This is a genomic window from Mycobacterium sp. NGS51 (assembly GCF_059812525.1).
Genome location: NZ_JCALCV010000008.1, coordinates 18,992 through 32,867, shown reverse-complemented (window position 1 = coordinate 32,867; position 13,876 = coordinate 18,992). Strand labels below are relative to the sequence as shown.

General features: G+C 66.4%; 6 protein-coding genes. 4 read left to right on the top strand and 2 right to left on the bottom strand.

What is annotated here, in order from left to right; all coding sequences use genetic code 11:
- Nucleotides 1-48: 48 nt before the first annotated feature.
- Genes uvrC through whiA form a run of 4 tightly spaced genes read left to right on the top strand, consistent with a single transcriptional unit; the run spans nt 49 to nt 4,938 of the window.
- Nucleotides 49-1,992 carry an excinuclease ABC subunit UvrC gene (uvrC, locus tag AC5Y5W_RS11845; protein WP_500009741.1) on the top strand — a complete coding sequence of 648 codons (1,944 nt, stop codon included), beginning with the start codon at nt 49-51 and terminating at the stop codon, nt 1,990-1,992.
- Nucleotides 1,989-2,912, top strand: coding sequence for an RNase adapter RapZ (gene rapZ, locus AC5Y5W_RS11840; RefSeq protein ID WP_500009742.1), 924 nt, complete (start codon nt 1,989-1,991; stop codon nt 2,910-2,912). Before uvrC ends, rapZ begins: the two co-directional genes overlap by 4 nt.
- On the top strand, nt 2,909-3,964 hold the full coding sequence (gene yvcK, locus AC5Y5W_RS11835; protein WP_500009743.1) for a uridine diphosphate-N-acetylglucosamine-binding protein YvcK: 1,056 nt from the start codon (nt 2,909-2,911) through the stop codon (nt 3,962-3,964). Before rapZ ends, yvcK begins: the two co-directional genes overlap by 4 nt.
- Nucleotides 3,961-4,938, top strand: a complete 978-nt coding sequence (whiA, locus tag AC5Y5W_RS11830; RefSeq protein WP_500009777.1) for a DNA-binding protein WhiA — start codon at nt 3,961-3,963, stop codon at nt 4,936-4,938. Before yvcK ends, whiA begins: the two co-directional genes overlap by 4 nt.
- Before the next feature lie 15 nt (nt 4,939-4,953).
- Here the strand turns inward: whiA and AC5Y5W_RS11825 are convergent, their stop codons facing one another.
- Together AC5Y5W_RS11825 and AC5Y5W_RS11820 are read right to left on the bottom strand one after the other, a co-directional pair.
- Nucleotides 4,954-12,633 carry an amino acid adenylation domain-containing protein gene (locus tag AC5Y5W_RS11825; protein ID WP_500009744.1) on the bottom strand — a complete coding sequence of 2,560 codons (7,680 nt, stop codon included), beginning with the start codon at nt 12,631-12,633 and terminating at the stop codon, nt 4,954-4,956.
- On the bottom strand, nt 12,630-13,568 hold the full coding sequence (locus AC5Y5W_RS11820; RefSeq protein WP_500009745.1) for a methionyl-tRNA formyltransferase: 939 nt from the start codon (nt 13,566-13,568) through the stop codon (nt 12,630-12,632). The genes AC5Y5W_RS11825 and AC5Y5W_RS11820 overlap by 4 nt, the downstream gene beginning before the upstream one ends.
- Nucleotides 13,569-13,876 lie beyond the last annotated feature (308 nt).

Here is a 13,876-nt window from a genome sequence, read left to right as displayed (position 1 = left end):
GATTCTGCGTCTGCTCGCGGCGTCGACCTCACCGACTAGCCTAGAAACGTGCCAGATCCCGCGACGTATCGCCCCGCGCCCGGGTCCATCCCGGTCGAGCCGGGCGTCTACCGATTCCGGGACCAGTACGGCCGAGTGATCTACGTCGGCAAGGCCAAGAGCCTGCGCAGCCGTCTGACGTCGTATTTCGCCGACGTCGCCGGCCTGCACCCGCGGACCCGGCAGATGGTGACCACCGCGGCCAAGGTCGAGTGGACGGTGGTCAACACCGAGGTCGAGGCGCTGCAGCTGGAATACAACTGGATCAAGGAGTTCGACCCGCGGTTCAACGTCCGCTACCGCGACGACAAGTCCTACCCGGTGCTGGCGGTCACGCTCAACGAGGAATTCCCGCGGCTGATGGTCTACCGCGGCCCCCGGCGCAAGGGCGTGCGCTATTTCGGCCCGTACTCACATGCCTGGGCCATCCGGGAAACCCTGGACCTGCTGACCCGGGTGTTCCCCGCACGCACCTGTTCGGCCGGAGTGTTCAAGCGCCACAAGCAAATCGACCGGCCATGTCTGCTCGGCTACATCGACAAGTGTTCGGCGCCGTGCGTCGGCCGGGTCAGCGCCGAGCAGCATCGCCAGATCGTGCTGGATTTCTGCGACTTTCTGTCCGGCAAGACCGACCGGTATGCGCGGACCCTGGAACAGCAGATGAACGCCGCCGCCGAGCGCCTCGACTTCGAGCGGGCCGCGCGGCTGCGTGATGATCTCTCCGCGTTGAAACGAGCGCTGGAAAAGCAGGCCGTGGTGCTCGGTGACGGTACGGACGCCGACGTGGTGGCGTTTGCCGACGACGATCTGGAAGCCGCAGTCCAGGTATTTCACGTCCGTGGCGGGCGGGTCCGCGGGCAGCGCGGCTGGATCGTCGAAAAGCCAGGCGACCCTGGTGATTCGGGGGAAGCGCGCCTCGTCGAGCAGTTCTTGACCCAGTTCTACGCCGACCAGGCCGAGCTCGACGGCGCCGCCGACGAATCCACCAACCCCGTGCCCCGCGAAGTCCTGGTGCCCTGTCTGCCGCCCAACGCCGATGAGCTGGCCAGCTGGCTCTCGCAACTGCGCGGTTCGCGGGTGAAACTTCGGGTGCCGCGCCGTGGTGACAAGCGGGCGCTGGCCGAAACTGTGCAGCGAAACGCCAAAGAGGCGTTGCAGCAGCACAAACTGAGGCGGGCCGGTGACTTCACCGCCAGATCGGCTGCGCTGCAGAATATTCAGGAAGCGCTTGGCTTGGCGGACGCGCCGCTGCGGATCGAATGCGTCGACATCAGCCACGTGCAGGGCACCGACGTCGTGGGTTCGCTGGTGGTATTCGAGGACGGGTTGCCGCGCAAGTCGGATTACCGCCACTTCGCCATCCGGGAAGCCGCCGGGCGCGGCCGCTCCGACGACGTCGCCTCGATCGCGGAAGTGACCAGACGCCGGTTCGCGCGCCACCTGCAGGACGCGAATACCCTTGCCCCGGAGGGGAAGTCGCGCAAGTTTGCCTATCCGCCCAACCTCTACGTCGTGGACGGCGGCGCGCCGCAGGTCAACGCGGCCAGCGCAGTGCTCGATGACCTCGGCATCACCGATGTCGCGGTGATCGGGCTGGCCAAGCGCCTGGAAGAGGTGTGGGTGCCCTCGGAACCGGACCCGATCATCATGCCTCGCAACAGCGAGGGCTTGTATTTGCTGCAGCGGGTCCGCGATGAGGCGCATCGGTTCGCGATCACCTATCACCGCAGCAAACGGTCCAAACGGATGACCGCATCGACGCTGGACGCGGTGCCGGGGCTCGGCGAGCATCGCCGCAAGGCACTGGTCACCCATTTCGGGTCGGTGGCCCGGCTCAAGGAGGCGACCGTCGAGGAGATCACCGCGGTCCCGGGTATCGGTGTGGCGACCGCGACCGCGGTACTCGAGGCGCTGCGCGGCGGCGACCAGATCGCTGAACGGGCTTCGGGATGACAGGCGACGGAACGGAGTTGGTGCGCAAGCCCGATAATGCCGGCGGCACAACCGAATCCGGAATTGACGTGGTTCTGGTGACCGGCCTGTCGGGCGCGGGACGCGGCACGGCGGCAAAGGTGCTCGAGGACCTCGGCTGGTATGTCGCGGACAACTTGCCGCCGCAGCTGATCACCCGGATGGTGGACTTCGGGCTGGCGGCCGGGTCGCGTATCACCCAGCTCGCGGTGGTGATGGACGTGCGGTCCCGCGGGTTTACCGGGGACCTGGACTGGGTGCGCACCGACCTGGCCACCCGCAACATCACTCCGCGGGTGCTGTTCATGGAAGCCTCCGACGACATGCTGGTGCGCCGCTACGAGCAGAACCGCCGCAGCCACCCGCTGCAGGGCCAGCAGACATTGGCCGAGGGAATCGCCGCCGAGCGCGAGATGCTGGCGCCGGTGCGCGCGAGCGCCGACCTGATCATCGACACCTCGACGCTGTCGGTGCGGGCGCTGCGGGAAAGCATCGAACGCGCATTCGGCACCGAGACCGTCGCCCACACCAGCGTCACCGTCGAGTCCTTCGGCTTCAAGTACGGGCTGCCGATGGACGCCGACATGGTGATGGACGTGCGTTTCCTGCCCAATCCGCATTGGGTCGACGAATTGCGCCCGCATACCGGCCAGCATCCGGCGGTTCGTGACTACGTGCTCGGCCAGAGTGGCGCGGCGGAGTTCCTGGAGACCTACCATCGGTTGCTGTCCCTGGTTGTCGACGGGTACCGCAGGGAGGGGAAGCGCTACATGACCGTCGCCATCGGCTGCACCGGCGGCAAGCATCGCAGTGTGGCCATCGCCGAAGCGTTGGCGGGGCTGCTCGAGCCCAACGCTCGACTGTCGGTGCGGGTGCTGCACCGGGATCTAGGTCGCGAATGAGTCCCGAGACTAGTCCCAGCATTGTCGCCCTCGGCGGTGGTCACGGGCTGTATGCGACGCTCTCGGCGGCCCGCCGGCTGACGCCGCACGTCACCGCGGTGGTCACCGTTGCCGACGACGGTGGGTCCTCGGGCCGGCTGCGTAGCGAACTAGCTGTCGTGCCACCCGGTGATCTGCGAATGGCGTTGGCGGCGTTGGCGTCCGACAGCCCGCACGGGCAGCTGTGGGCGACCATCCTGCAGCACCGGTTCGGCGGCAGCGGCGCGCTGGCCGGGCATCCGATCGGCAACCTGCTGGTCGCCGGCCTGTCCGAGGTGTTGGCCGACCCGGTCGCCGCGCTCGACGAACTGGGCCGCATTCTCGGTGTCCGGGGCCGGGTGTTGCCAATGTGTCCGATCGCGCTGCAGATCGAGGCCGACGTGTCCGGTCTAGAAGCCGACCCGCGGATGTTCCGGCTGATCCGCGGCCAGGTGGCGATCGCGACCACTCCCGGCAAGGTGCGGCGAGTACGACTGCTGCCGGGCGACCCGCCGGCCACCCGGCAGGCCATCGACGCGATCATGAGCGCTGATTTGGTGGTATTGGGCCCGGGGTCGTGGTTTACCAGCGTGATCCCGCATGTGCTGGTGCCGGGGCTGGCCGCGGCGCTGCAGGCCACCACCGCCCGCCGGGCGCTGGTCCTCAACCTGGTCGCCGAGCCAGGGGAGACGGCGGGCTTCTCGGTGGAGCGCCATCTGCACGTCCTTGCCCAGCACGCCCCGGACTTCACCGTCCACGACATCATCATCGACGCGGAGCGGGTGCCCAGTGAGCGGGAGCGTGACCAGTTGCGCCGCACCGCGACGCTGCTGCAGGCGCAGGTTCAGTTCGCCGACGTGGCCCGGCCTGGTACACCTTTACATGACCCCGGCAAGCTGGCCGCCGCGCTGGAAGGGGTGGGGGTGCGCGACACCGGCCCAGCAGCGCCGTCAGTGACGGCCCCCATGTCGATTGAAGGTAAAGGTCGAAAGACCGGCGCAGACGGACCGAGAGGTGACGACGGGTGGCAATGACGGCCGAAGTCAAAGACGAGTTGAGCCGGCTGGTGGTGAGCTCGGTGAGCGCGCGGCGGGCCGAGGTCACCTCCTTGCTGCGGTTCGCCGGCGGACTGCACATCGTGGCGGGCCGGGTAGTGGTCGAAGCCGAGGTTGACCTGGGCAGCATCGCCCGGCGGCTGCGCAAGGACATCTTCGACTTGTATGGCTACAACGCGATCGTGCATATGTTGTCCGCCAGTGGGATTCGCAAGCAAACCCGATATGTGCTGCGGGTCGCCAACGACGGCGAGGCGCTGGCCCGCCAAACCGGACTGCTGGATTTGCGGGGACGCCCAGTGCGGGGCCTGCCCGCGCAGGTCGTCGGCGGCAGCGTCGGCGACGCGGAGGCAGCCTGGCGCGGGGCCTTCCTAGCGCACGGCTCGCTGACCGAGCCGGGGCGTTCGTCGGCGCTGGAGGTGAGCTGCCCTGGCCCGGAGGCCGCGCTGGCGCTGGTGGGCGCGGCGCGCCGACTCGGTGTCAGCGCGAAGGCCCGCGAGGTACGGGGGGCCGATCGAGTCGTGGTTCGCGACGGCGAGGCGATCGGCGCCTTGCTGACCCGGATGGGCGCCCAGGACACCCGGCTGGTGTGGGAAGAACGCCGGATGCGCCGCGAGGTGCGGGCCACGGCTAATCGGCTGGCCAACTTCGATGACGCCAATCTGCGCCGCTCGGCGCGGGCGGCGGTGGCTGCGGCGGCCCGGGTGGAGCGGGCGCTGGAGATTCTCGGTGACAGCGTGCCCGACCATCTGGCCGCGGCCGGCAAGCTGCGCGTCGAACACCGGCAGGCCTCACTCGAGGAGCTGGGTCGGCTGGCCGATCCGGTAATGACGAAAGATGCTGTGGCAGGGCGTATTCGACGGCTGCTGTCGATGGCTGACCGCAAGGCCAAACAGGACGGCATCCCGGACACCGAGTCGGCGGTTACTGCGGACCTGCTGGAAGACGCCTAACCCGGCCTACGCCCTTTAGAGCAGTCCGAGCAATTGTAAGTCGGTGGCGTATTTGACGATGATCGGCGCCGAGATGTGCGGGATGTCCGGATCGTTCTTGTCGGGGCCGATTTTGGCTTCTTGGACCGCAGCCCGGAACCGCTCGGCGGGTGCGTAGGAGCCGTTCGGCGGCTCCAGGGGCTGCCATTGATGGGAACCGCGCAACAGCAGCATCTGCAGCACCGAATGCCGGCGCTGTCGATTCGGCAGGGCACGCAGCCCGGTCTCGAACCGCTGCAACCACTCCTGAAAGTCATCGATGCGCTGGATCGGGTAGCCGGCCTCGATCAGCCAGTCCACGTACTCATCGAGCCCGATGCCGTCGTCGTGCGGGTTCACCACGTGATAGGTCTGATAGCCCGTCACCGATGAAGTGGCCACTTGAGCGCCCAGCGTGGCGATTGCCTCGGCGACGAATGTGACTGGCAGCCCGTCGAAGTGGGCGCGTTGCCGCCTGCCGTCGGAGTCGAGCTGGTAGAACGACCGGGGCGCGATCCCGGCGGCCACCAGGCTCAACATTCCCCGGGTGAACATGTCCGTCATGTTGAGCTGGCCGGCGTAGGTGGCGTCGGCCAGGATCACGTCGCAGCGGAACACCGCGACGGGCAGCCCACACAAGTCGTTGGCCTCACGCAGCAGCACCTCGCTGGCCCACTTGCTGTTGCAGCCGTTGGCCAACCGGTCGTCGATTGCGCGGGTGGGGCTGATGACCCGAATGTCGGCATCTTCGGTGAACGCCGACGGCTCGATTTGGTGGCCCACGTTGGCACTCGAAACGTAGGTGTAGAGCTTGAGTTTCGTGGTGAGCGCGATACGGATCAGCTCGGCAGTGCCGACGACGTTGGGCCCGAACAGTGCACTGTAGGGCAGGACCGCGTTGACCACGGCTGCGGGATCGACGATCAGATCGACGGTGTCAGCGAGCCGCTGCCAGGTCTCCTGATCCAGACCTAGGTTGGCTTCGCCCTTGTCGCCGGCGATGACCTGCAGATGATCGGCGGCCAGTTCTCGGAAGCGCTGCAGGAGTTGCGGGTCGCCCTCGAACTCCCCACCGGCGAAGGTATTTTCCAACCGTTGCCACGCGTCGTCGTCGGATTTGGCCCGCACCAGGCAAATTAGCGTGCCGTCGATCAGCTCGAGCTGCTCGAGCCAATCCAACACCAGGTGGCGCCCAAGGAAGCCGGTCGCCCCGGTCAACAGGACCGTCCGCACCTCGGCGATGGGGCCCGGCAGGGTCGGAGCGGATGCCAGCGTCGCAGCGTCGATGAACTTGTCCAGCGTGAGGTCGGCGGCGTGCACCTCGGTGGTGTCGTGACCGTGCACGGACACAAAGCGCGGATCGCTGGGCTGGCTGTCCAACTGTTGACTCAAGCCGCTCACTGTCGGCGCGTCGAACAGGGCGCGGACCGTAAGGCTGAGGTCCAAAGATGTGTTGACCGCGGCGATTACGCGTATCGCAGAAAGTGAATCGCCGCCCAGGTCGAAGAATGAGTCGTCGGCTCCGACCCGCTCGAGCCCCAGGACCTGACCGTAAATGCCGGCCAGGATCTCCTCGATGGCGTTGGCCGGCGCGCGGTATTGATTGGCGCCCTGGTAGTCGGGCGCCGGCAGGGCGCGTGTGTCGAGTTTGCCGTTGAGCGTGAGCGGCAGCGCCGGCACCACCACGACCGCGGCGGGGACCATGTAGGCCGGTAGCCGCTTGGCCAGCTTCGCGCGCGCGCTGGCCAAATCCACCGTGTCCGGCATCGTCTCGATGACGTAGCCCACCAGGCGTTTGTCGCCAGGGCGGTCTTCGCGGGCGATGACCACCGCCTGCTCGACCCCGTCCAGTTCGGCCAGGGCTGCGGACACTTCACCGAGTTCGATGCGGTACCCGCGAATTTTGACCTGTTCATCGATGCGCCCCACATAGTCCAGCTGCCCATCGCTGCGCCAGCGCACAAGGTCGCCGGTGCGATACATCCGGATACCGGGCGCCCCGGTTGTGCCGAACGGGCAGGCCACAAACCGCGACGCGGTCAACGCCGCTCGGCGCACATAGCCTGTGCCCAGCCCGCGGCCGGCCACATACAACTCACCAACCACCCCGGCCGGCACCGGGTGGAGCCGGTTGTCCAGCACGAACAGCGCCGCCCCGGCGACGGGCGCACCGATCGGCACCCCGCACCCCGACTTCAACGGCGCACTGACCGTCACACACAGCGTGGTCTCGGTCGGGCCGTAGGCATTGTTCATGACCCGGCCGGGCGCCCACCGGTCGACCAGTTCCGTCTGGCAGGGCTCGGCGGCCACGATCAGCGCGGCGGATTCCAAGCCCTCAGGGGAAAGCGCCCCCACCGCAGAAGGGGTCTGATGCACGACATCGACCTTCTCCGCAACCATTAAGGCCTGGAAGTCTTCCGGTGCGGCCGCCACCGACTCGGGCACCACCAGCAGCCGCCCGCCGTGGAACAGCGCACCCCAGATCTCTTCAATGGAGGCGTCGAAGGCATACGAATACCACTGCGTCCCTACCTGTCCCGGCGCCAGCAGGGCAGTATCCAACGACTCGATCAGTTGGGTGACGTTGTGGTGGGTGACCGCCACGCCCTTGGGCGTACCGGTAGTGCCGGAGGTGTAGATGATGTGGGCGATGTCGTCGGGGCGCGGCGCCGGTAGCGCGGTGCTGGGTTGCCCGTCAAGAGCGGGGTCGTTCACATCGATGACCCGCAGGTCGCACCCGTCGAACAGGTCGGTCAGCCGGCTGGTGGTGATTGCGGCGATCGGCGCCGCATCGGCAACCATGAACCCGAGCCGCTCCCGCGGCACCGCCGGATCGATCGGCAGATAGGCCGCCCCGGTCTTGAGCACCGCCAAGATCGCGATGATCGCCTCGGCCGACCGTGGAAACATCAGCGCCACAGACTCACCCGGGCCGGCGCCCTGGCCGGCCAGCAGATGCGCCAACCGGTTAGCGGACTCGTCAACCTCGCGATAGCTGAGTGAGCGGCCCGCACAGGTCACCGCCACCGCCTCGGGCGTGCGCGCCACTTGGGCGGCCCACAACGCCGGAATCGACACCGGCGTCGGCGCGGGCTGGGTCAACACCGCCCGGTTGCCGATCTCATCCAGGTGGGCATGCTCACCGGCGTCGAGCACGTCGATCGACGAAAGCCGCTGGGCGGGATCGGCGGTCATGGCCAGCACCACCCGCTGTAGCCGTTCGATCAGCCCCTCGATGCGGTCCGCATCGAACACGTCGGTGCGGAATTCCACGCCTCCCCAAATCCCGTCGGGCTCACCGGCCTCGGTCCAGCGTTCCCCCAGGGAAATGGATAGGTCCGTGCGGGCGGTGTGGGTGTCCACCGGCATGGGAGTGACCTGCACGTCCCCCAGGGCCAACCCGGCGGCCGGCCCGTCATGCTGCCAGGCGAAGTTCTGCCAGGCCAATGCCACCTGGATCAGGGGGTGATGGCTCAGGCTTCGGATGGGATTAAGCCGTTCAACGAGTACCTCAAAGGGCACGTCTTGGTGCTCGTAGGCGGCCAGGCTGCGCTGTCGCACCTGGGCGAGTACCTCGGCGACGCTCGGGTCACCGGCCAGATCGACCCGCAGCACCAAGGCGTTGACGAAGTAACCCACCAGCTCATCGAGCGCGGGATGGCGGCGACCGGCGATCGGGAACCCGAAGGCCACATCGCTGCTGGCGCTGAACTTGGACAGCAGCACGGCCAGAGCGGCCTGTATGACCATGAAGCTGGTCGCGTTGTTTTCGCGGGCCGCCCGGGCGACCTGCTGCTGCAGCTGCGCCGACCACTCCACCGCGATCCTGGCGCCGCGGTAATCGGCGACCGCCGGGTAGGGCCGATCGGTGGGCAGCACTAGGCGCTCGGGCATCCCGGCCAGGGCGTCCTCCCAATAGGCCAGCTGGGCGGCGATTGGGCTGTCGGCATCGTCGAGATCACCAAGGTGGGCCCGCTGCCACAGCGTGTAGTCGACATACTGCACCGGAAGGTCGGCCCAATCGGGTGCCCGTCCCACGCATCGGCTCGCATAAGCCAAACCCAGATCACGCATCAGCGGGGTGATCGACCAGCCGTCGCCGGCGATGTGGTGCACCGCAGCCACCAGAACATGGTCATCGTCGGCGACGCGGAAAAGAGCTGCCCGCAAAGGGATCTCGGCTATCAGGTCAAAACTGTGACGCGCCGCAGCGACGATGGCCTCGTCCAGCTGGACCGCCGACCATCCGGTCCCGTCGATGATCTGCCAGCCGAAGTCGGCCCGCTCGGCGGCCACCACCAGCTGCTGGGGAACCCCGTCGGCCGCCGTAAACGAGGTGCGCAAGCTCTCATGGCGGCCCACCACATCGCCAATTGCCGCACCCAACGCGTCGGCATCGAGGCGACCACCCAGCCGAAACGCCGCCGCCATGTTGTACGTCGGCGACGGACCTTGCAACTGATCCAGGAACCACAATCCGCTCTGGGCAAACGACAACGGAATCACCGAAGGCCGCTCCCCGGCCACCAACTGCTGCAACCCACCCGCCTCGGTACCGACGTGAGGTGCCAGCTGGGCCACCGTGGGCGCCTCGAAAACGGTCCGCACCGAAAGGCCGGTACCCAGGCTGGTGTTGATCGCGGCGATCACTCGCATCGCCGACAGCGAATCACCGCCGAGATCGAAAAACGAGTCATCTACTCCGACGCGTTCCGCGCTGAGCACTTGGGCGTAGATCCCGGCCAGGAGTTCTTCGACGGTGCTGGCCGGAGCCCGGTAACTATCGCCGTCCTGATACTCCGGTGCCGGCAGCGCGCGGGTGTCCAGTTTGCCGTTGATCGTCAGCGGCAGCGCGTCGATCGCCACCACCGCAGCGGGAACCATGTAGGGCGGCAACCGATCCGCCAGCTGGGTGCGCAGCCCGCCCGGGTCGGCGGTCCCGACCGCATAGCCCACCAGGCGCTTATCGCCGGGGCGGTCCTCGCGGACCATTACCACCGCTTGCTGCACACCGTCCAACGCGCACAACGCCGCCTGGACATCCCCGAGTTCGATGCGATAGCCGCGGATCTTGACCTGCTCATCTGCGCGCCCCACATACCGCAGCTGCCCATCAGCACCCCACCACATCAGATCCCCGGTGCGGTACATCCGTTGTCCCGCAAGGCCTTCGCCGGAGAACGGACACGCCACAAATCGAGACGCCGTCAATGCCGATCGGCCGAAATAGCCGTAGGCCGCGCCGGCACCGGCCACGTACAACTCGCCGACCACCCCGGCGGGCACCGGCCGCAACCACTCGTCCAGCACAAAGAAGCCAAGATGGGCCAACGGCCTTCCGATCGGGCTGGCAGTGCTGTCGACGTCGACAGGAAGAATCTCCCGGAACGAGGCATGCACCGTCGTCTCGGTGATCCCGTACATGTTGATCAGGCGCGGTGGTTCCGGGTGATGGTCAAACCACGCCGCAAGCCGCGGCGGTTCCAGTGCCTCGCCGCCGAATATCACCGTCTCGAGCTTGAGTCGTTGTCTCAGCTTCGGTGCCAGGGCATCGGCCGCCTGCAACGCATAGAACGCCGACGGGGTCTGGCTCAACACGCTGACCTGTTCGGCGACCAGCAATGCGTGGAACTCTTCGGGCGAGCGCGTTACCGACTCGGGCACGACTACCAGCCGCCCACCGCGCAGCAGTGCCCCCCAGATTTCCCATACCGAGAAGTCGAACGCCAAGGAGTGGCTCTGCGTCCATACCTGGCCGGGCGACGGCTTCAGCCCGCCGTCCAGCGCATCCAGCAGCCGGATCACGTTGTGATGAGGCACGGCAACACCTTTGGGCACGCCCGTCGTGCCCGACGTGTAGGTGAGGTAGGCGATGTCGTCGGCGGCAGGCGCCATGAGCGCCGTGCTGGGTTGGCTGTCGGTAGCGGGATCGTCGACATCGATGACCAACAGATTGTGCCCGTCGAGCCGATCGGCAAATTCGGCGGTGGTCAGCGCTGCGATCGGCGCCGCGTCGACAACCATGAACTCAATCCGCGCCCGTGGCACCGCCGGGTCGATCGGCACGTAAGCCGCCCCGGTCTTGAGCACCGCCAAGATCGCGATGATCGCCTCGGCGGAACGGGAAAACATCAGCGCCACCCGCTCACCCGGGCCCGCGCCGTGGGAAACCAACAGGTGCGCTAACCGATTGGCCGCCTCGTCGAGTTCCCGGTACGTCAGTGAACGGCCCTGGGCTGTCAGTGCCACCGCCTCTGGGGCGCGCTCGACGTGTGCGGTGAACAAGCCCGGGATCGACACCGGCGCGGCTGCCGGCCCGCCCGATGGCGCCCGGTTGCCCCAATCATCCAGCCGGGCATGCTCAGTGGGGTCCAGCAGATCCAGCGACGACAGCGATCGACCCGGATCGGCGGTCATCGCCATCAACATGCGCTCCAACCGCTGAACTAATTCGCTGGCGTCGCGATCGGAGAACAATTGGCCTGGGCCGGCCATCCTGAGAAAGAGCTGCTCATCGGCCCGGATGAACCACAACTCAAGCTGCTCCTCGAAACCAGAATGGGTCACGACGCCCGATCCGGCAGCGTCCGCAAAGTCTGCTACCCGTGTCGTCGGGATGAAATTGACAATGACCCTGTTCGGGGCCTCGCTGGAGCTGCGAAGGCCCGCCTTCTTCTCGAGAAAGTGCACCGGGAACCGCTGGTGCTGCACCGCTTCTCGCATGCGCGTGTCGACATGGCGGCAAAAATCGGCAACCGCCGAACCCGGTGAAGCCTTCAACACCAGCGGCACTACTCCGGAAACCATTCCGGGCACCGTCTGCGCCACCGGACGCACACGTCTGCTTACTGGAAAATCGAGCACTACCTCCGTACCCTCGACGTCGCATCCGTGCACCAGCAGCGCGCACGCCGCAGTGATCACCGATGCTCGACGCACTCCCAATGCGGTTGAGAACGTGCGGATCTCGGCGACGACGAACGGGTCTATCTGCGCCAGCGCCGACGACTCGCCGGGATCGCGCCTGTCCGCGGCATGCGCCAATCGATGACGTGACCCGCGTTCCTGCGGAAGGTTCGCCGTCCAATAAGCCTGATCATCAAGATAATCGGTGGACGCTTCATATTCTGCTTCACACTCGATGAGTTCACGCAGCGACCCAAAAATCGCAGGGGGAACGGATGCCCCCGTCGCGATCGCGGAATAGACGGTAGCGATCCGATGACAGACGGCCGCAATGCCCATTCCGTCTATCACGATGTGGTGGCCGCACACGAATAGATACGATTCGTCTCCGCGCGTCTGCAACACCGCAAACCTGAACAGCGGGCCATCGAGCGGCATGGGCGTGCGTTGGATCGATGCCGCTATGCGATGGGCATCTTGCGCGGGATTTCGCGAGTCCAGGAGGTCGTAGCGGGCAAGCTCAACGTCCGGGTGCTCGACTACCTGTTGGAAAACTCGCCCATCCACTTCGAAAAAAGCTGCCCTGAGCGGCTCGGCCTCGCTCACCACCTGCCGGACCGCCCGCTCGAGCAAGACCGGGTCGATCGCGCCCTCGAGCCGCACGAGCACGCCCAGCTGCCACTTCGCGGCAAAGCGACCAGTCTGCTGGGCAAGCCAGATATCCAGTTGCGCCCGAGTCAGCCCAACTGCTCCGTTGGCCACAGTCATGCGTGGCTGTCCAAGTAGCCTCCGTGGCCAAAGTATTCATCGCCCCGGTGCTCGACGCCGGCCGCGGTACGAATGCGAGTGATCACCAGACCGGTATTGTCGCTTCGATATGCATTGGGGCCGCAGACAACTGCGCCGCCTTCCTCCTGCACTATCACCCGGCCCGGGGTACCGCCGTAACGCGCCTCGGAAACACGCGCCTCGATGACTTCGATCCGCTCACCGCGGTAATAGGTAAACGCGCGGGGATAGGGATCGGACAATGCCCGTACGAACCGGCCGAGATCTTCGGCGGGCCAGGTCCAGTCGATCAAACTGTCGCGCTCCGAACGCTTGTGGCAGTACGTTCGTTCGGCTTTGTTCTGTGGCTGCCAATCCGCGGTGCCGGATTCCAACAGGTCCAGCGCTTCGGCCAGCGCACCAGGAATGAGGTCCATGCCTCGCAGTACCAACTCGGTGCCCGTGTCGGTTGGACGGATCGGCAACGAATGCTGCACCAGGATGTCCCCGGTGTCCAGGCCGTCGTCCATCCGGTGCACGGTCAACCCGAATTCGGACTCGCCACTGATCAACGCCCACAAGACAGGGGAGAACCCGGTGAACCTGGGCAGCAGCGAATCGTGCAAGTTCAGAGTTCCGTGCGGCGGGAGGTCATATAGCTCTACGGGCATCCGGTAATACCAGCTGTTGACGATGATCACATCGGGTTCGGTGCGCTTGACCAAGTCGATGGTCTCGGCGTCAACCCGCTCAGCAAGGTGCACCGGAATGCCGTGCTCTTGCGCGAGTTCGTCGACCGGGGCCGACCAGATCGCCTTGTAGCACTCCTTGCTAGTCGGATGGGTGACGGCGAGTACGACGTCGTGATCCAGGTCGATCAGCGCCTGCAGGGTCCTATAGCCCCAGGTCTGAAATCCGAAAAACGCGATGCGCATCAGCAAGCCCCTACCTCGTCGTCGTCGGCCAGGGCTATCCGCGCTCCGGAGCGCCGCCCATCCGGCGAGGAGCTTACGTTAGCCTTGCCTAAGTTCTGCGGCGGGTCTGTTAGGCGAGTTGCGCGGCGCCTGATTTTCGACGGGCGGTTCGGCTGAGCCGGGTGGGCGATGGCATCCGGTGCGTAGCGTGGAGCCAAGGTGACGCTCGAAGAGGGGAAAAAGAAAGGGGAAGTTCTTTGCCGAATTCCGTTGATAATTCAAGTGATCGCAATTCGGGAACGAGCCGTAACCCGGAAAAGGGCTATATC

What these genes read in the sequence shown, in the direction of transcription:
- rapZ (WP_500009742.1), top strand. Translation starts at nt 1,989, where the DNA reads ATGACAGGCGACGGAACGGAGTTGGTGCGCAAGCCCGATAATGCCGGC.
- yvcK (WP_500009743.1), top strand. Translation starts at nt 2,909, where the DNA reads ATGAGTCCCGAGACTAGTCCCAGCATTGTCGCCCTCGGCGGTGGTCAC.
- whiA (WP_500009777.1), top strand. Translation starts at nt 3,961, where the DNA reads ATGACGGCCGAAGTCAAAGACGAGTTGAGCCGGCTGGTGGTGAGCTCG.
- AC5Y5W_RS11825 (WP_500009744.1), bottom strand. Translation starts at nt 12,633, where the DNA reads ATGACTGTGGCCAACGGAGCAGTTGGGCTGACTCGGGCGCAACTGGAT.
- AC5Y5W_RS11820 (WP_500009745.1), bottom strand. Translation starts at nt 13,568, where the DNA reads ATGCGCATCGCGTTTTTCGGATTTCAGACCTGGGGCTATAGGACCCTG.